This is a genomic window from Sphaerobacter sp. (assembly GCF_019683595.1).
Taxonomy (GTDB): Bacteria; Chloroflexota; Chloroflexia; order Thermomicrobiales; family Thermomicrobiaceae; genus Sphaerobacter.
The window spans coordinates 1-18,359 of record NZ_JADGHZ010000062.1; the positions used below are offsets into that span (position 1 = coordinate 1).

Sequence of the window (18,359 nt, forward strand, 5' to 3'; positions counted from 1 at the left end):
GTGCAGGAGTCCATCACCGCCCCTCTCCCCTGGTGGGCTCCATCCGAGAGGGGCCGGGGGGTGAGGGGGCACCCGGGAGCGGTGAAGGGAGCGGGAGGATGACGGACGTACGCGCGGTGGCCTGGGATGACATCCCGGCCGAGGAGGTCTACCCCGGGATCACCCGCCAGGTGGTCCACGGCGAGCGGCAGACGCTGGTCCGCTACGTCTACCAGCCGGGCAGCGTCTTCCCCCAGCATCACCACCCGCAGGAGCAGGTCACCGCCGTGCTGCGCGGGCGGATCGAGTTCGACGTTGCCGGCACCCGGCGGGTGTTCGGCCCCGGCGAGGTCGCGGTCATCCCGGGGGATGTCCCCCACGGCGCCCGGGTCGTCGGCGACGAAGTCGTCGAGACGCTCAACGCCCTCAGCCCTCGCCGCGACGAGGCACCCGGCCCGAACCGGGGTTAGCATCCCCGCTCAGGCACCGGACGGGGCGGGCGCCGGACGGGGCAGCGGGGCGGCCGCCAGCGCCGGGCGCCGATCCAGCAGCACCAGCAACACCATCAGCGCCCAGATGAGCGTCGCAATCGCCAGGTGGGCGATCCGCACCGCCGGCGCGAGGTCGAGCCAGATGTTGGCCGCCCCGACCAGGATCTGCAGGACCATCAGCATGTCGGCGGTGCTGCCGAGTGTCGCGAGCATCGGCGCGTCCACACGCCAGCGCCGAGCGTTCCGCCCCACCACCGCCACCAGCACGGCCGCCACGACCGCGGTCCACCGGTGGGTCAGGTGGACGTCGACCGGCGTCCAGCCCGTCGGCACCCACGCCCCGCCGCAGAGCGGCCACTCGGTGCAGGCGATGCTGGCGCCGCTCTTGGCGGTGTACGCCCCGGTCAGCATCACCGCGAAGACGCCCGCTGCGGCGGCAGGCGCCCTGGCACCGAGCCGCGTGCCGCGCCCGGCGCGAGACTCCCCACGCGCGCCGTTCGCCGCCACCGCGAGCAGGGCGAGAGTCAGGCCGATCGCCAGATAGGTGAGCGCCACCCCCAGATGGATCGTGACGACCAGCGCGTCCAGGTGGGTGAACACCGTGATCGCGCCGAGCGACGCCTGCACCAGTACCAGCCCAACCGCAGCCAGCGGCAGGCGAGCGAACCAGGGATTGACCCGCCGCAGCCGCCAGCCCTGCACCGCGAGCAGCCCGGTGAGCAGGATGACCGAAAGCGCCACGATCCGGTGGATGAACTCGGTCCAGGCCAGCACGTCCCACTCTGGGATAACCTGGCCGTTGCAGAGTGGCCAGTCGGGACCGCAGCCCATACCGGCACCCGTCACGCGGACCGTGCCGCCGACCACGATCAGGAGATAGCCAGCGACCGCGGTGGCGATCGCCAGCCGGGCGAAACGTCGGGGGACCTTCGTTGAGGACACCAGAGCTAGACCACCTCTCACGCTTTCCTACGTCCCACGCCCCGGCCGGATCTAGCGCACCTGCCAGGGCACGGTGCTCAACTCAAACCAGGAGAAGCCGTACAGCAACACGAACAGCGTCAAGAACGCCAGGGACAGCACCAGCGCGCCCGGCGCCTCGAACGCGCCATGGGCGGGCACCGGAGCCTCCCCCTCCTCACCGGAGGCTCCGGCCACGGCCGGCGCCGACGAGAACGCGTTCGCCATAACCCGCCCGAGGTTCGGCGTCGCGGTGCGCTGCCCAAGCGCGACGGTGGCAACGATGATCGTCACGAACATCGCCCCGCCAATCACCGCAATGACCGCGCCGATACCCAGCAGCGCCATGAAGACATTCACCGCAGTCGTCTGGAAGATCTCGGTGGGGAGCGTCGAGACGCGGTCGAAGGTGATGTCCCAGTGCCGCCGCGGCACGCCCCAGTGCCCCGCCAGTCCGGTTCCAAGCCCCCAGACGACCATGCCCGCGCCGTAGATGTACGGCTGGTACCTGGCCCAGCCCCGCAGCATGAGCTGCCGCTGGAAGATCAGCGGCACCAGGTAGTAGGCGAGCCCCATGAAGGCGATCGTCGTGCCCGCCACCACCGTCATATGGAAGTGCGCGGGCGACAGCAGCGTGTTGTGGACGATCATGTTCACCTGCGGCCCGCCGATAATCACGCCGCTGATGCCGCCCATGACCCCGAAGATGAGCAGGCTCACCGCGAGCGCGGCGAAGCCGGGTTCACCCCAGGGCGCCCGCCGCAGCCAGCCGAACAGCCCCTGCCGGTGCCCCTGTGCCCGCATCCCCAGCTCGATCGAGGCGGGGATGCTGAAGCCATGGATCAGGCTCCCGAGCACGGCCAGGTACATGAAATAGCTGGTGTTGATGTTGCGCAGCCACGGAGTCAGGCCCGGGTCGACCAGCAAGTGGTGCATCGACCCCATGTTGATGAAGAAGATGTAGAGGACGATCGCGAAGCGGCTCAGGCCTTCATTGAGGGGGCGGCCGCCGGTCATCATGCTCGCGAGCCCGTACCAGACCGCCACCATCGCCGCGAGGTTCACCTGCTGCGCCCCGTGCCCCAACCCCCAATAGAGGAGCCGGTAGACGCCCGGATCGATCGAGTCGATCACCCCCGCCGACCAGAGAAAGGCCGGCAGCAGCGCCGCCGCGCCCGAGATCAGGCTCCAGAGCGCGATGATCCCCGCCCCCGCCAGCGCGAAGGTGAAGAGCGGCAGGGTGCCGACATCCCCCCGCATCCGCGCGGCGACGACGTTGATGAAGAAGTGAACCACCCCTAGGATCGCCCCCACCGCGAAGACCAGGACCGCCGCGTAGTAGAGGGGCGGGGCCTGCAGCGGTGGGTAGGAGGTGAACATCACCGTCGCTCGGCCGGTCAGCATCAGCCCGGTGGCGACCACCGCGCCACCCAGCATCATGGCGTAGGCCACCCAGCCGAGCCCGGGTACTACCATCCGCGCGCTCAGCAGCACCGTGCTGCCGAAGACGAGGCCGGCCATCTCGAAGAAGAGGATCCAGAAGATCAGCATGACCATGCCGTGCGCGGAGAGGAAGGCGTAGAACTGCTTGGCCGGCAGGAGATGGACCACCTGCCAGCGGGTCAGCGCGATCAGCAGTGCCAGCGTGCCGCCCAGCGCCAGGAAGAGGACCGCGGTCACCGCGTGGAACTTGATGAGCCGCTCGGCCGACCGGTCGATCACCAGCCCGGTAACCCCGCAGCGGCGCGCCAGGCCCGATATTACCGTCTGCATCGTGTCGCCCCTTTCCCCCGCGCCTTAGTCGGTCACGATGATCCGGCCGGTCATGAGGTGGTGACCCGCGCCACAGAACTCGTTACAGACGACGGCGAACTCGCCCACCTGCTCGGGCGTCAGGTGGATCGCGGTGATGAACCCCGGCAAGACCTGGAAGTTGAGGCTGTGGCGCTCCATCACCAGCGAGAAGCCGTGCTGCACATCGCGCGAGGAGATCAGGAACCGGTACTGCTCACCGCGCTTGAGCTGCACCACGGGCCGCCAGGCAAACTGCTGCGCCTCCAGGTAGATGTCGCTGCCGGGCGGTGGAGCGACCACCGGGACGCCATCCATCTCCCCGATCTGGTACGTCTCGGTGAACTCCGTGGTTAGTCGATGGAACTCGGCGGGATCGATCCGGTAGCTTTGAATCTCATTCTGCTCGTTGCCGATCGCCGGCCAGATGAACGCGATCATGAGGAACATGCCCAGACCCCAGATGGCGGCGATTGCCACCCAGAGCCGCTCGTCGCGGCCCAGCGGGCTCCACCACATCCCCTGGGGCTTCGCCAGCGGGCTGAACCGGCCAGCCATGCACACCCCCTTTTCCCCCGTCGCGAGGGCGATCCACCCGACCCTGGCGCTACTCCCCGAAGAGCGGCACGTTGGCCAGGCTGATCAGCCCCCACACGATGTAGGTCAACGTCGGCACCACCAGTCCGGCGAGCAGGAGCAAGAACAGGTCGTCGAGGAGCACCTGCGGCCAGGGGGGTCGCTCCCGACTCGGAGTCTGCGTTGGATCGTCGTGTGCCATACGTCATGCCCCTTCCGGTACGCTCATCGAGCCGCAACCGGCGATATGAACCGCTGCCGCGGATGACCAGGGAACTACCGTTGGGACGCTAGGTCGCGCTACGCTACCGGGTTTGCGCTACGGTAGCAACAACGCCACCGGCTGTGTCCTACCCGTCGGGATGGTTTCGCCCCACCCGCTGGGGTGGGATCCAATGCCGCGCCAAGTCGCTGGGCGCGGACCGATCAGGCGTGCTGGCCGGCGTGGTTCGCCGGGCGCGTTCGGAGGTACGGCGCGGCGAGGAGACCGATCAGGACCACCGCGTAGTAGAGGCCCGCGCTGACCCACATGATCGCTCCCCCAAGCCGCTGGTCGCCGAGCGGGGTCAAGCCCCAGGGCGTCTCCGTCTCGGCGTAAACCGGATAAATGAGGTCGCGAGACAGGGTGATCGTGGCGCAGATGAGATCCCCGGCCATCCACGTCGCGAACAGCAGCAGCGCGGCCGCGGTCGTGGACAGGCGATAGTGCCGCGGGACCGGATCGATCAGCACCCACCAGAAGAGGAGTGCCGTGCCGAAGAAGGCGACATGCTCCAGATCGTGGATAAGCTCGTCGCGCACGGCGGCCTGATAGGGTCCGGGGAGATGCCAGAAGAGGAAGCTCCCATTGTAGAGGAGGAACACGGTCACCGGGTGGACGACCATACCGAGCAGCCCGCGCAACTCGGGGTGCCCGGCCGTGATCCCCATCAGCGCGCGGCTGTGGTGCGGGCGCAGGCCACGCAGGAGAACCTGCACCGGCCGGCCCAAGGCCAGCAGCGGCGCGGCGACCAGCATGAGGATCAGGTGCTGGACCATGTGGACCGAGAAGAGCACGCCGTTGAAGTGGTCCGGCGGACCCATGAGCGCCACCGCCAGACTCACCAGCCCACCAAGGTAGGTGAGAACCTGCCAACGGGGTGGCACCCGCCGACCGGTCCGGGCGGCCGCCCGGTAGGCGAGCAGGTACCCGGCCGCGGAGCCGCCGAGCAGCACGGTGAGGAGCGGATCGACATGCCAGGCCAGATACCACTCGACCGGGTTCGCGTCACTGGTCACGTGGAGCAGGGGGATGACCATGATCGCCTTCCCCGGGAACTGCGTGAAACGCGCGGAGGATGCTCCTAGGCGCGGGAGGCGTCCAACCACGGACTACGCAGCGACTCAACGAGCACCGCGCGAATTGTCGATGCGGGCATCATCCGGAACCCGGACGGCCGTGTCAAGTCCAGGTTACGCACTCAGCGGCTCCCGATCGGGGCGCTGGTCGGGACAGCCGCGGCACGACCGCATTCGTTCTGTCGCCGGCGCCGTGGACGAACGCGCGTCATTCGCCGGCGCGATCGTCGGATCAGGTGTTCTCCTCGTAGGCGCGCCGCAGCCACTCGTCGACCTCGTCGTCGACCTCCTCCACCGATTCGAGGCCGATCCGCGCCGTCATGGCGCCGTTGCCCATGCTCGAGGCAGCACGGAGGCGCCCGCCAAGTGGCGGGTCCGCGAGTCGCAGCCCGAGATCCACCCGCCGCTTGGTCGTGGGTTGCACCACCGCGAAGGTCCGGCGCGGCGTGACCAGGGCCACAAACGTCTTGCGCGCCTGAACCTTCACCTCACCAAGCTGCCCCGCCCGCACCAGCACGGCGTCCAGGATCGGCCGGAGCGCGGGTCGGTCGGCGTATTGCCCGGCGATCAGATCGTCCGCCGTGGCGAGGAAGAAGTCCGGATAGCCGAACCGCTCCATCACCAGGAGCGTTTGCGCGTAGCCGGTTACGCCCTGCTCGGTGAGCCACGCCCGCAGGCTCGCCTCGTCGTGCGCGCCGGATTCGCGCACGCGGGCATTCCACGTCTCCACGTCGTCACCGGTCCGCCGCTTCAGCAACTCGGCCATCCATGCCGTCATCTCGCGCCAATCACGCGCGCCGGGAATGCTCATGACTCATCTCCCCCACAGAGTCCAAGGCGCAGGAACCCAACGAGCACAGGATAGACCGGCCGTTTCCGAGATGGCGAAGTGCTCATCCGGCGGGCTGCCGCCGTGAGCGCCGGCTTGCCAAGCTCGTCGCCCGACGAACCGCAGGCGATCCGTGTCCGCCGTGCAGCCTGCCGACGACCCTGTCCGGCTCTGCATGAGGCTACCAGCCGTAGAACCGCTGCGGCACGACGCGGATGGCGACCGAGTAGTCGCGGGCGAACGACTCAGGGTCGGAGCCGATGCGCCGGATCCCGTCCCGGTACTTCTCGATCATCTCCGGCACCTCGGTAACGGGCGGCGCGTCCGGCACAATCTCCGCCACGCCGTCGATCCGCACCACGCTGTCGCCGTATTCGTCAGTGTTGAAGTGCAGCGACACCTTTGGGTTGTGGCGGATGTTGCGCACCTTCTGCTGATCCGGCCGCGAGTAGATGAGGATCGTCTCCCCGTCCCACAGGAACCAGACGGGGATCGGCTGCGGCTGCCCATCCCGCCGGACGGTCGTGAGCCAGATGACCTCCTCCTCACGCAGCCGCCGCTCAGCCAGCCGTCCCCACTCCGTGGTGGTATCGAGCATCGCGATGCCCCTCCCACTCCTCACTCATACCTGCTTACGTCCAACAGCGTCCGTCCCTCCCAGTCTATCCGCTCGGGAGCGCGACACTCGGCCCTGGCCTCAGCCGTTCTCCCCACTGCGCGCCGGACCCTGGACATGGAGGGCCGACTCGCGGTCGTGGCCCCGGCGTGCCGCACTCCCACCGCTGAGACGCGACGCACCCCGAACGCGGAGGCCGTGCCGGCGCGCCACCACGCCCCCAGCCGGCGCACCGTCCGAACGGTGCTGGCGACCGCCCCGCGGATGGAGACAAGGAAGCCGCTGGAGACGAGACATCGCCAGCGGCCAGTGGATCACCGATGGGATGACCGGTGTGCCTTATTGCGCACAGATCATCGAGACGGTCAATTCCTGGTTTGTTCCGGAATTGTTAGTAACGATCACCCGCCACACTTGGACTAAGGATTGAATCGGTCGGCTCGCCCGCACTTCCACCCCAGGTCCGCCAGGCTGAATTTCATACCCTCCACCCAAGACGCGATTACTGGGAACCTGACAGGTGAACTCCCAGGACCCACTCTGCCCATTCTCAATGGTCACTGGGGTTGGCGTGTAGATCGTGATGTTATCCAGACCTGAATCGCCCTTCTCACCTTTCGGTCCCTGTGGCCCCTGCGGGCCCGCTGGCCCCTGTGGACCCGGATCGCCTTTCTCGCCCTTGGGTCCCGCCGGTCCCGCTGGCCCCTGTGGACCCGGATCGCCTTTCTCGCCCTTGGGTCCCGCCGGTCCCACTGGCCCCTGTGGCCCCTGTGGACCCGGGTCACCCTTCTCACCCTGCGGCCCCTGTGGCCCCTGCAGCCCCATCTGGTTCCAGGAAATGGGCGTCTCGAACCACCAACACTTTTTCGGGTTGTCCACGATGCGCAGCAACCCGGCCAACCCGGTTTTCAGCCGTAGATCACCTGGGCGTCCTGGTTGGCCAGCGCCACCCCGCTGAACAGCCCCACCAGCAGGCCGACGACGAGCAGCACCACCACCCGTCCCGATCGCACCAGGCGACCGAGCACCGATCCCCGCGTCAAACTCGCCCCCTCTCTCGCGTACACCCCACCGCGGCGGGCTCGCTGTGCCCGGTCACCGGACCAAACGAACCACTTGCCGTTGGACGGACGAAGAGATCGTAGGGGAATGGTTCCACCGAGTCAAGTAGTCTGAAGGCGCGAGGCTGAGTTAATGGCAATTAGGCTGCTGGGTTGTTCTGAATGTTGCGCATATATTGCCGGTCACGCATCCAGTCCCATCGTTCAATCCGCTCAGCGCTGGCGTCCTGACGACCGGCTCACCCGCCAATCCACCAGTATTCCTCGCGGCCCGTTCTTGGCCCCGAGCCAGCGCGGTGCTACGATGCGCCGAACGCATGACCGGGAACGAGCAAGGAGGACGCGCATGCCGGAGCCAGCCCAGCCCACCTGCACCGTCGTTCGAGGCAGCCACAGCTACGAGGGCAAGCAGGGCTTTTCCTACTTCGAGGGTATCTCCGCCCAGAGCGCGGGTGCGACCGGGCTCTGCATGCACCTGCTGACCATTCCGCCCGGCGGCCGAGCCAGGGCGCATCTGCACGAGCGACACGAGACGGCCATCTACGTGCTCAGCGGCGAGGCGGAGATGTGGTACGGCGAAGGGCTCCGCGAGCATGTCGTCACCGGCGCGGGCGACTTCGTCTACATCCCGGCCGGCGTCCCGCACTTGCCGGCCAACCGCAGTCAGACCGAGCCGTGCATCGCCGTCGTCGCCCGCACCGACCCGAACGAGCAAGAGAGCGTAGTGCTGTTGCCCGAGCTGGAGGCCGAAGCGGGCTTCACCCCTGACCGCAGGTAGTAACGGAAAGGAACCGACGCTCCGATACCCCCGGCTGACACGGTATCCACTGCCCGGGTAGGGGCCCGGGGATGGGTTGCGCGAAGGATCCCATGCCGCGGCCTGTGCCCGGGGCTCAAGCCCCGGGCTGACAAGGAAAGCCGGCTGAAGCCGGCTGGGAAAGCGCGCTCACACTCAGGCAGAGAGGTGTCCGCCGGTTGGTCGGTGCCCCGGGCTAAAGCCGCCGGGCTGATATTTTGGTAAGCCCACTGAAGGGGCTGTGATGGCGACATCCCGGCGTGCCCGGTTCGGCCCCCGATCGGACCCAGCGTCCTCAGCCGGCTTCAGCCGGCTTTCGTTGTGAGCCCGGGGCTTGAGCACCGGGCACGTGTCACGGCGTGGGATCCTGCACGCCACCCATCCGCGTCCCGACGACGGTACGCACCCACCCCGGGCGCGGCTGCGGCCGCGCCATACCAACGCGGCGGCGCGGGCCGCCGCACTCCAAAGGACGAGACATACGCGCCGCGCGGCGCTGTTCGCGAGCGTCACTCCACCTCGCGGATCTCCGCCCGGTCGAGCAGCCATTGTCGGCGCGTGGTGTCGAAGATCAGGTCCCAAGTGCCGCTGAAGTGGCGCACGCGGGTGTCCCCGGCAGGGTCGCGCTCGTGGGCCTCCAGGTTCACCGTGACGCGGCTCGGCTCGCTTTGAGCCACGTAGGCGATGACGCGTTCGGTGTTCTGGAAGCCGGCGACCCAGGCGTCGTAGGGGTTCGCTGCCTGGAAGGCGGGCGAGAGGAAGGTGTACGCCGCCGCGTAGTCGCCCGCATCGAGCAGCCCGTAGAAGTGCTCGACGGTGCGCAGCTCGCCCCCTTGGACCGGCTCGACCTGCTCCGCGGTCGGTACGAGCGCGTCACCCGAAAGCCGGTAGCGGGTCTCAACCCAGGCGCTGGGGCAGCAGTTCGGCTCCCAACCGGCGTACGCCGCGGTGCGCAGAACCAGCTCGCCGCCGTCGAGGCGGATCTCCATCTTGTATGCCGATTGCGCCGCCGCCAGTCGCGGTCCGTCCGGCGTCGCGCGGTAGACCAGGACGCCGATCGCGCCCGCGGTGCCGCCGGAGTGGAACGGGATGACGGCGTCCTCCTGGCCGTCGCCGTCGAGGTCGCCGTAGCGGATCTCATCCAGGGCGGGGAAACCGTAGACCCCACCCGGCCCATCCGGCAGGTAGAGGTCGCCCAGCTCGTCGGGGAAGCCCGACGGCGCGGCGCCGAAGTCGAGCGCGGGATCGCCGGTCAGGACCGCGCGCCAGTCGACATCGCGCAGCGACGCGGTGGGCGGCGACGCCGTGGGCGTGGCGGCGAGCGTCGGGGTCGCGATAAGGGGCAGGACCGAGGTGACCGGCGAGGCCACGCCGGGGGTGCCACGCGCGGCGCCCGGTCCCGTCGTTGCAGCGGGACCGGATCCACCGCAGGCAGCGAGGATGGCTGCGGCCAGGATCATCGCGAACGCCTGCACCGCTCGCCGCTGGACGCTGTTCCACGATCCCCGCGATCTCCGCCGCACGCCGGCCGTCCTCTCTCGCAACCGTGCCATCCCGCCCGATGATCGTACGCATTGTCCGTACACGCGACAAGGGCTGGATGTACCGCTCGCCCGTGGCCGGGGTGGCCTCGCGGCGGCGGCTGTGCCTTGACGGTAAGGCAGCGAAGGCTCAAGATTCCGGTCGCAAGACCGGCACGAGCAGCCGAGGGAGGCAGAATGACCGCGACTACGCTCATCGGGAAGGCGATCCCACGCGTCGACTCACCGCAGAAGGTGCGCGGCCAAACCCGCTACACCGCCGACCTGACCCCGCCGGGAACCCTCATCGCCCGGCTCACGACCGCGACGCAGGCACACGCCCGCATCAAAGGCATCGACACCAGCGCCGCGAGGGCGGTCCCCGGCGTGGTGGACGTCGTCACCGGCGCGGACCTGCTGCCGGACGGCCCGGAGCCGTCGGAGCGGGCGCGGGCGATGCTCGCGCGCGACAAGGTGATCTATTACGGTCAGCCGGTGGCGGTGGTGATCGCCGAGACGGAGGCGGCCGCGGAGGAAGCCGCGCCGCTGGTCCAGGTCGACTACGAGCCGCTCGGCGTCGTGGTCGATCCGCACGCCGCCATGCAGCCCGACGCCCCGGTGATCCGCCCGAAGGCGCAGGAGGGGGAGTGGGCTGAGGCGCAGATGCACGCCACGGTCCAGGGCGGTGAGGAGGTCGACGTCAACCGCCTGGGCGACAACGTCACCAGCGCCATCCGTTTCCGCCGGGGCGATGTCGAGCAGGGCTTCGCCGAGGCGGACGTCATCGTCGAGCGCACCTACACCACAGCCTCGGTGCATCAGGGCTACATCGAGCCGCACGCGACGCTGGCGGTGCCCGACCCACTGGGCAACCTCACCATCTACACCGCGACCCAGGGGCAGTTCTACGCGCGCACCGTCACCGCGGACACGCTGGGCCTGGCGCAGAACCAGGTGACGGTCGTGCCGATGGAGGTCGGTGGCGGCTTCGGCGGCAAGACGGTCCTCCTGGAGCCCCTGGTTGGCGCGCTGGCGCTGCGCACCGGCCGCCCGGTCAAGCTGGTCCTCACCCGCATGGAGGAGTTCCTGCTGGCGACTCCCGCCCCGGGCGCGGTGATCGACCTGAAGCTTGGTGCCAAGAAGGACGGAACCATCACCGCGATCCAGGGTCGCGTCATCTTCGACTCCGGCGTCTACCCCGGTGCACCCACCAACGTGGCCCTGCTGATGATCGGCGGCTACTACCGCTGCGCCAACCTCGACCTGATCGGCTACGAAGTGCTGACCAACAAGCCGGGTGTCGGCGCCTACCGCGCCCCCGGCGCGCCGCAGGGGACGTTTGCGATCGAGCAGGCGGTGGACGAGGCGGCCCGCGCCCTCGGCTGGGACCCGCTGGAGTTCCGCCTGCGCAACGCCTCGGCCCCGGGCGACCCGCAGCCCAACGACGTGCCTTGGCCCGAGATGGGGTTGCGTGAGGTGCTGGAGGCGCTGCGCGACCGCTGGCAGCAGCGCAATGCCGGTCCGAACGAGGGCTTCGGCATCGCCGTTGGCGGCTGGCCCGGCGGGGTCGAGCCCTGCGCGGCCAACGTCCGGCTCAACACCGACGGCAGTCTCACCGTCTCCCTGGGGTCGGTCGACATAACCGGCACCAACACGACGATGGCGATGATCGCCGCCGAGACCTTCGGCGTTCCGGTGGACCGGGTGAAGATCGTCACCGACAACACCGACGCCGCCCCGTACGCGGGGATGAGCGGCGGCAGCAAGATCACCTACACCGTGGGGCTGGCGGTGCGCGCCGCAGCGGAGGAGGCGCGGCGGCAGGTGTTCGCCATCGCCGCGGCCGAGCTGGAAGCGGCGCCGGAGGATCTGGAGATGGTCGACGGCCGGGTCCAGGTCAAGGGCGTGCCCGACCGGTCGATCGCCATCACCGAGATCGCGCGCATGAGCATGACGTTCGGCGGCAAGTACGAGCCGGTCTACGGTGTCGGCAAGTCGGCCGTGACGGCGCGCGCGCCCGGCTTCTCCGGTCAGCTCGCCCACGTTCGGGTGGACCCGGCGACCGGCGAGGTGACCCTGCTGGGGATCGTCGCGGTGCAGGACGTCGGACGGGCGCTGAACCCGGCGCTCGTGGAAGGGCAGGTCCAGGGCGGTGTGGCTCAGGGCATCGGCTGGGCGCTGCACGAGGGCCTGATCTACGACGACAACGGCCAGCCGCTGAACCCGACGCTGATGGACTACAGCCTGCCGGCTGCCCCGCAGGTTCCACCGATCGAGGTGAAGCTGGTGGAGCTGCCGTCCTCGGCCGGGCCGTTCGGCGCGAAGGGCGTCGGCGAGCCGCCGGTCATCCCGACCGCGGCGGCCATTGCCAACGCCATCGCCGACGCGACCGGCGCCCGCGTCACCGACCTCCCCATGACCGCCCCGCGCATCCGCGCGGCCATCGCGAAGGCGAATTAGGGGACGGACCCTTACCCCCTGACCCCCTCTCCCCTTGTGGGAGAGGGGGTTCTTCTTTACTCACGAGCGCGGGCGTGCCCGCCGGCCGCTCGTGTCCAGCTCCCCTCTCCCAACTTTGGGAGAGGGGCCGGGGGTGAGGGCTATTCGCGAAGCCGCCGTCGGTTTGACACCGACGGCGGCACTCGTTGCGATACTGCTGCGGGTCGTCCAGCCCAGGCGCTATCGCCCCTGCCAGTCCGCCAGGCGGCCGTGGAAGCGGAGGAAGCGAGGGTTGCCGTCGGGGCCCTCCAGGAACTCGATCGTCTCCCCGCGCACGTGCGTGTCCGCGATCCGGACGCGGCGCTCGCCGATCGGGATGAGCGTCATCGGGGGCAGCGTCGTCACCTTGCCGGTGATCAGGTTGCGGTTCACCACCTCGCCGCGCAGCCGGTCCCCATCGACCGAGATCGTGATGTCGACGTCGGGCCGGTGGTAGCGCCCGGCGGACCAGGCCAGTTCGTCCGCGGACAGGCTCACCGGCTCCGGCCGAACGGGCCGCAGGCCGCACTCATGCTCCAGCACCCAGTCGATGATCTCGCTGTACGCCGCCGCGCCCTGCGCGCTGTTCGTCAGAACCCCCACGGCGAAGCCACTCCCCGGCACGATACGGAGCTGGGCCTGGTACCCGCCGGTCGAGCCGCCGTGCCCGACGACCCACCCGCCGTCGTAGGCGTGCAGCGCCCAGGCCAGGCCGTAGGCTTCGGCGAAGCTCCCCGCCTCCGTCTGCGGCTCGCGCATCGCCGCCAGCGATTCCGGGGAGAGCACCCGCTGCCCATCCACCGTGCCGTCGCCCAGGTGGAACGCGGCGAAGCGGAGCAGGTCGCCGACGTCGGAGATGATGCCGCCGGCGGCGTTGACGCAGCGCGGCAGCGGGAAGCGGCGTGCCACCTCGTGGGCCGGCTCACCCGGCTGGACCGGCAAGTGGCCGACCGCCACCGGGTAGGTGATCGCCTCGTGCGCGAAGAAGAAGGAGCGTGTGAGGCCCAGCGGCTCCAGGATCCGCTCCCGCATGACCGTCTCGAACGGCTTCCCGGTCAGCCGCTCGATGATGGCGCCGGTGAGGTAGAAGCCGGTGTTGCAGTAGGACCAGGTCTCGCCGGGCGGGGTGATCTGCCGCAGGGTATGGAACTCGGCGATGGCGCGGCTCAGGGCATCGTCCCCCATGCCATAGTCGGTGAAGCGGTCACCTTCCAACCCGCTGGTGTGAGCCAGCAGGTGGCGGACGGTGATCGCGTCGCGCGCCGCGGGGTCGGCCAGCACGAGGTCCGGCAGGTACGTCGACACCGGCGTGTCGAGATCGAGCACGCCCTCCTCGACGAAGGTCATGACCAGCGTCGCGGTGTAGACCTTCGAGATCGACCCGATCTGGAACAGGCTATCCGGCCGTACGGGGTAGCCGCTCTCCAGGCTGGCGACGCCGTAGGCGCGGGTCTCGGCTTCCCCGTCGCGCAGGATACCCAGCGTCAGGCCGGGCACTCCCCAGCGGGTCATCGCAGCTTCCACCACCCCGTCGAGCTCAGGGGCGGGCGTGGTCGTCTCGGACATTCAGCACTCCCGTTCGCGTTGGGCGCGCACAGCACCCAAAACGGACAACCGGTTATCGCCGCAAGGCCGTGCCGCTGCGGTCTGGGGCAATCTTCGCTGAGATCGACGGTGGGTGGTAGATCTGGCGCCCTGAGGCGGGTGGGAGGATCGCCCGGACCAGCGGGTGGAGAGAGTGTGGGTGCGCGTGGGAGGAGCGGTCAGGTGGGCAGCCACAGAACGCTTGTCTGCCGATCCCAGCCGACACCCTTCCCTTCCCTTGACGCGGTGGCCGGCAACGCCAGAGCCGCTTGGAGAGCGACTCACTCGATGCCGCGACCGCTCCTCTCACCGCACCGTGACAGCGGCACAACCGGTCCCCCAACCGGCGCACCGTGCCGGTGTCGTGTTGGAGTCTTCCACGACGCGCGCTCTGGGAGAGCGCGTTGGCCACGCTGGTGGCGTCGCCGCGGACTGGCCGGCTCGCCACCCCGGCCGACGTCCCCTTCGGCACGGGGTCCAGCCGTGACCGGCCCCAGATTACAGAGTGGAAAGAAAGATGTCAAGTACGTTGGGGGGCATCACGTGGCCGATCGGCTTCCGAACGCGCCACACTCACGCCAGTTGATGCACGCCTTCGGACCAAAAAACCCCGGATTCACGACGAAATCCGTGTCTCCGCTCCATCCCGAGCCCGCGGAGGGAGCGGTCGATCACCGCATCAGCCGCACAACACCGATCACCGGCCGGGAGGCAATCAGCAGCGAACCGATGATAAGCATGACATCGATGACGACCAGCGACCAGCGACGGGCACGCCAGTGCCCCGGCAGGACCCGGCCAACGATCCCGACGGTCGCCACGATGACCAGGACGCTGAACACCGCGGCGATGATGATGGCCTGCTCTTCGCCGATGCCGCACCTCCCGCTGCTTTGCCGAACCCGGCCGCATCCTACCTCATGTGCGTTTGCGAGCGCCCGTCCTCGGGCGAGACGATGCCGATTCATGACATAATGACACAACCATATGCCGAATCGTACGTCATAGAGTTTCGGCAAAGCTCGTTCGAGTGGCGTGTGCTCCTGACGTGCAACCCACCCGACCAGCCCTCGAACAGGTGGATGGTGTTCCTGGGCCGATGTCGGAAAGGGGCCCGTTACGAAAGGAGACACGCCAGTGAAGCACCGCCTGGCCAGCCTGGTGGTCATGCTGGTGCTTGTCGCCAGCCTCTCGATCGGCACGGTCGCGCCCGCGGCAGCGGCGCCCGATTCCCCTGGGGAGGGAACGATCTACTTCCCCTGGGTACCGAACAACGCTAGTCTAGCCGGGATCGCGGGGATTTCGGGCGCGATCACGGTCCAGAATGTCGAGCCATTCCCGGTGAAGGTGACCGTGAAGGACGCGGCGGGCAACGAGCTGACCTCGCTCACGCTCAACCCGCGGGCATCGCAGAGCTGGACGGCGGGTGAGCTCGGGATCGCCGAGCCGGGCGCAGGCGTGGTCGCCGTGGCGGCCTGGGCCGACGTGGCCGCCCTGGAGCGCGCCGGGGTCTGTGTCGAGGTCGCGTCGGCGTCACCCACGCGCGGCACGCCGAACACGGTCGACGGCAACGTCATCACCGGGCTGGCAGCGCGGCCGGACTACATCAGAGTCACCCAGGGCGGCCTCACCTTTGCCGAGGCTCACGACTATACCTGGACCTACGCCGACGGCGCCGTGGCGATCGACTGGAGCCCGCGGGGTGCCGAGCCGGCGGGCACGTACACCGTGACGGCCTACGACTGCCCGACGCCCCGCATCGCGGGCGTGGAGAAGCACACCGTCGGCACAACCGGGGTGCAGACCTCGGCGGACACCGCGATGGTGGACGGCTACACCGCGCTCCCGGCCGCGGACATCGCCGACGCGGGCAACGGCGGCGCGCTCCTTGACGGCCAATCCCGCTGGATCGTGCCCATCGCCCAGACCAACGCCGGCTGGAACACCGCACTGGTCATCACGAACGTCTCCGGTAAGAACACCTCGGTGAACGCGACCTTCTACGCCGCGGGCGGCCAGGGCTATGCCGGGCCGAGCGTCGCGCTCCTCGCGGGCCGGATGCTCAAGCCGGGCGAGTCGGTGACGGTTGACCTGCGCCAGGACGCGGGCTTCCCCGAGGGCGAAGTCGGCTCGGTCTGGGTCGATGCCACCCATGCGGTCGTGGCGGCGGCCTTCCGCATGAAGCCGGCGACCGGGATGATGCTGACCACCGTCGCCCAGCCACGGACCGGCGGCGCTGCGGCGACGGTGACCTTCGGCCCGCTGGTCTTCCGCGACTACAACGGCTGGAACACCGGCATCAACATCGCCAACCTGTCGGACCGCGACAACCGGGTGACGGTGACGTACTACAACTACGCCGGGAATGTCGTCGCGAGCGACACGGTGACGATCCCGGCGCGGGCGATGGAGTACGTCTACACCCCGGCGAGCGAGAACTTCGGCATCGGCGAGAACCAGATCACCGCGGTCCGGATAGCGGGCACCGCCCCGCTGGCGGCCGCCGTCGACGAGGTGAAGTACCTCGGCGGGCAGGGCCAGGGGCATGCCATGTCGTACCCGGCCGGGCAGGCGCAGATGGGTGGCGCATCGCGCACGCTCGATAATGGCCGGGTGCTCTACGAGTCGCAGTTGGCGCTCCCACTGCTGCAGAAGGGCAACGCGCAGACGGGCTCCGGAGATACCTCCGGCATCAACCTGTTCAACCCGAGCGGCATGGCCGTGACGGCGAGCGTTCAGTTCGTCGACGCGGCCGGGGTGCCGGTGGCGCCGACAACCGGTGCGGATGACGGGGAGGCGCCGCTGAATCTGACTCTGCCGGCAGGCGCCGGGGCGACGGTCTACACGCTCAGCCTGGGCGAGATGCCGGGCGGGTTCCGTGGCGCAGCCGTGGTCGGCGTGCTGGGCGGGGGCACGCTGGTCGGCGTCTCAAACAACGTCAACTACGAGGTAGCCGGTGACGGCTCGGCGGTCTACAACCTCCTCCGGACCGACTTCACCCGCTTCCAGGCCGGCTTGTCGGTCGACGCCACGTCGGCCACGCCGACGGCGCGCGGCACCTACACGCTGCACGTCACCGCTCTCAACGCCTTCGGCCCGATCGCCGGTTTCCCGCTGGAGTGCAAGGTCAGCGCCGGTCCGAACGCGGGAGCGCCGGCTATCCAGACCACGACCGACCAGAACGGTCGAGCGAGCTGCGCCATCACCGACACCGCCGCCTCCGGTAGCAACCACGAGGACACCGTCACCGTTTGGGCCGACTTCAACGGCAATGGCGTCCGGGACCTGACCGAGACGACCGCGGTGACGCTGATCTGGCAGCCCTCCGGCCCGACGATCCTGACCGCGACCCCGTCGACCACGACGCCGACGGCCCGCCAGTCGGTCACGCTGACCATCACGGCGGTGGACGGCTACGGTGGTCCGGCCAACGGAGTCGCCGTCACCTGTGCGGTGACGAGCGGCCCGAACAGCGGCCAGTCGACCGGTGCCACGATCGGAGCGGACGGCCAGACGACCTGCGCCATCACCGATGCCAAGGCCGCGGCCAACAATGACACGGACACCATCACCGTCACGGCCGATGTCGACGGCGACGGCACCGGTGAGACCACCTCGGTGACCGTCACCTGGCAACCCTCCGGCGTGGCGAGGCTGACGGTGTCGCCGACGTCGTCGTCGCTGGCGTATACGTTCTGGTTCAACATGACGGTGACGGCCGTCGACGCGTACGGCGGCCCGGTGAGCGGTGTCCCCGTGAAATGCCAGATCACAGCCGGCCCGAACACCGGCCAGTGGGTCAACGCCACGACCGGCGCGAACGGCAGTACAACCTGTAGCGTCAAGAACTACGACAACGCCACGTACGACAACTACGTCGACACCGTCACCGTAACGGGTGACGTCGACGGCGACGGCACCGACGAGACCGCGACGGCGACCGTGACCTGGCTGCCGGGTCAGTCGAGCATCAACCTGAGCGGGCAGCCGAGCAAGTATTCGAACTCCGTCAGCGTCGCCTTCATCGTCCGCGACGGCTATTACCAACTGATACCGGACCTCCCGGTGACCTGCGAGGTTATCCAAGGCACGAACGCGGGCAAGACCGTCACCACCACGACCAGCATCAATGGCTTGGCGTACTGCTCCTTCAGCGGCATGACCCCATCAGGCACCGACGTCATCGTCGCCAAGGCAACGATCCGTGGTCAGGAACGGCAATCGTCGTGGATCTACGTTTACTGGTAGACGCGGCACCGTCGCACGACTGACTGGCGGGGGCCCCCCCCCCCCCCGGGGGCCCCCCCGGGTGTTTTTAAAAAAAGCCCGCCGCGCCCGAA

At 69.0% G+C, this 18,359-nt stretch carries 15 protein-coding genes; 4 read left to right on the forward strand and 11 right to left on the reverse strand.

What is annotated here, in order from left to right; all coding sequences use genetic code 11:
* Positions 1-98: 98 nt before the first annotated feature.
* The gene (locus tag IRZ30_RS08550; protein WP_294084507.1) at positions 99-449 is read left to right on the forward strand and encodes a cupin domain-containing protein; all 351 of its coding nucleotides are present in this window, start codon (positions 99-101) and stop codon (positions 447-449) included.
* A gap of 9 nt (positions 450-458) precedes the next feature.
* On the opposite strand, the gene IRZ30_RS08555 is transcribed toward IRZ30_RS08550, so the two are convergent.
* The 8 genes from IRZ30_RS08555 to IRZ30_RS08590 form a co-directional block, all read right to left on the reverse strand.
* Complete coding sequence (locus tag IRZ30_RS08555) at positions 459-1,412, reverse strand: COX15/CtaA family protein (protein ID WP_294084509.1); 954 nt, start codon at positions 1,410-1,412, stop codon at positions 459-461.
* A gap of 51 nt (positions 1,413-1,463) precedes the next feature.
* A complete protein-coding gene (locus IRZ30_RS08560; protein WP_294084510.1) occupies positions 1,464-3,203 on the reverse strand; it encodes a cbb3-type cytochrome c oxidase subunit I in 1,740 nt (579 codons plus the stop codon).
* 24 nt (positions 3,204-3,227) lie between these two features.
* Complete coding sequence (locus tag IRZ30_RS08565) at positions 3,228-3,779, reverse strand: cytochrome C oxidase subunit II (RefSeq protein WP_294084511.1); 552 nt, start codon at positions 3,777-3,779, stop codon at positions 3,228-3,230.
* Positions 3,780-3,828: 49 nt separating this feature from the next.
* Positions 3,829-3,999 (reverse strand): hypothetical protein, encoded by a 171-nt coding sequence (locus tag IRZ30_RS08570; protein WP_294084513.1) that lies wholly within the window; start codon positions 3,997-3,999, stop codon positions 3,829-3,831.
* Between the two features lie 224 nt (positions 4,000-4,223).
* Positions 4,224-5,096: a cytochrome c oxidase assembly protein gene (locus IRZ30_RS08575; RefSeq protein WP_294084515.1), complete on the reverse strand. Its 873-nt coding sequence runs from the start codon at positions 5,094-5,096 to the stop codon at positions 4,224-4,226.
* A 271-nt stretch (positions 5,097-5,367) separates the two neighbouring features.
* Positions 5,368-5,946: a DUF5655 domain-containing protein gene (locus tag IRZ30_RS08580; RefSeq protein ID WP_294084517.1), complete on the reverse strand. Its 579-nt coding sequence runs from the start codon at positions 5,944-5,946 to the stop codon at positions 5,368-5,370.
* 199 nt (positions 5,947-6,145) lie between these two features.
* Positions 6,146-6,562 carry a TIGR03667 family PPOX class F420-dependent oxidoreductase gene (locus tag IRZ30_RS08585; protein ID WP_294084519.1) on the reverse strand — a complete coding sequence of 139 codons (417 nt, stop codon included), beginning with the start codon at positions 6,560-6,562 and terminating at the stop codon, positions 6,146-6,148.
* A gap of 926 nt (positions 6,563-7,488) precedes the next feature.
* Positions 7,489-7,623, reverse strand: coding sequence for a hypothetical protein (locus tag IRZ30_RS08590; RefSeq protein ID WP_294084520.1), 135 nt, complete (start codon positions 7,621-7,623; stop codon positions 7,489-7,491).
* Positions 7,624-7,987: 364 nt separating this feature from the next.
* Between IRZ30_RS08590 and IRZ30_RS08595 the strand changes: the two genes are divergently transcribed.
* On the forward strand, positions 7,988-8,419 hold the full coding sequence (locus IRZ30_RS08595) for a cupin domain-containing protein (protein WP_294084522.1): 432 nt from the start codon (positions 7,988-7,990) through the stop codon (positions 8,417-8,419).
* 527 nt (positions 8,420-8,946) lie between these two features.
* Here the strand turns inward: IRZ30_RS08595 and IRZ30_RS08600 are convergent.
* Positions 8,947-9,960 carry a hypothetical protein gene (locus IRZ30_RS08600; protein ID WP_294084524.1) on the reverse strand — a complete coding sequence of 338 codons (1,014 nt, stop codon included), beginning with the start codon at positions 9,958-9,960 and terminating at the stop codon, positions 8,947-8,949.
* A gap of 195 nt (positions 9,961-10,155) precedes the next feature.
* On the opposite strand from IRZ30_RS08600, the gene IRZ30_RS08605 reads away from it, so the two are divergent.
* On the forward strand, positions 10,156-12,417 hold the full coding sequence (locus IRZ30_RS08605; RefSeq protein WP_294084525.1) for a xanthine dehydrogenase family protein molybdopterin-binding subunit: 2,262 nt from the start codon (positions 10,156-10,158) through the stop codon (positions 12,415-12,417).
* A 219-nt stretch (positions 12,418-12,636) separates the two neighbouring features.
* Here IRZ30_RS08605 and IRZ30_RS08610 read toward each other — a convergent pair whose 3' ends face one another.
* Positions 12,637-14,001 (reverse strand): serine hydrolase, encoded by a 1,365-nt coding sequence (locus IRZ30_RS08610; protein WP_294084527.1) that lies wholly within the window; start codon positions 13,999-14,001, stop codon positions 12,637-12,639.
* A gap of 689 nt (positions 14,002-14,690) precedes the next feature.
* The gene (locus IRZ30_RS08615; RefSeq protein ID WP_294084529.1) at positions 14,691-15,038 is read right to left on the reverse strand and encodes a hypothetical protein; all 348 of its coding nucleotides are present in this window, start codon (positions 15,036-15,038) and stop codon (positions 14,691-14,693) included.
* A 118-nt stretch (positions 15,039-15,156) separates the two neighbouring features.
* Between IRZ30_RS08615 and IRZ30_RS08620 the strand changes: the two genes are divergently transcribed.
* Positions 15,157-18,267 (forward strand): hypothetical protein, encoded by a 3,111-nt coding sequence (locus IRZ30_RS08620; RefSeq protein WP_294084531.1) that lies wholly within the window; start codon positions 15,157-15,159, stop codon positions 18,265-18,267.
* The last annotated feature ends 92 nt before the right edge of the window (positions 18,268-18,359 follow it).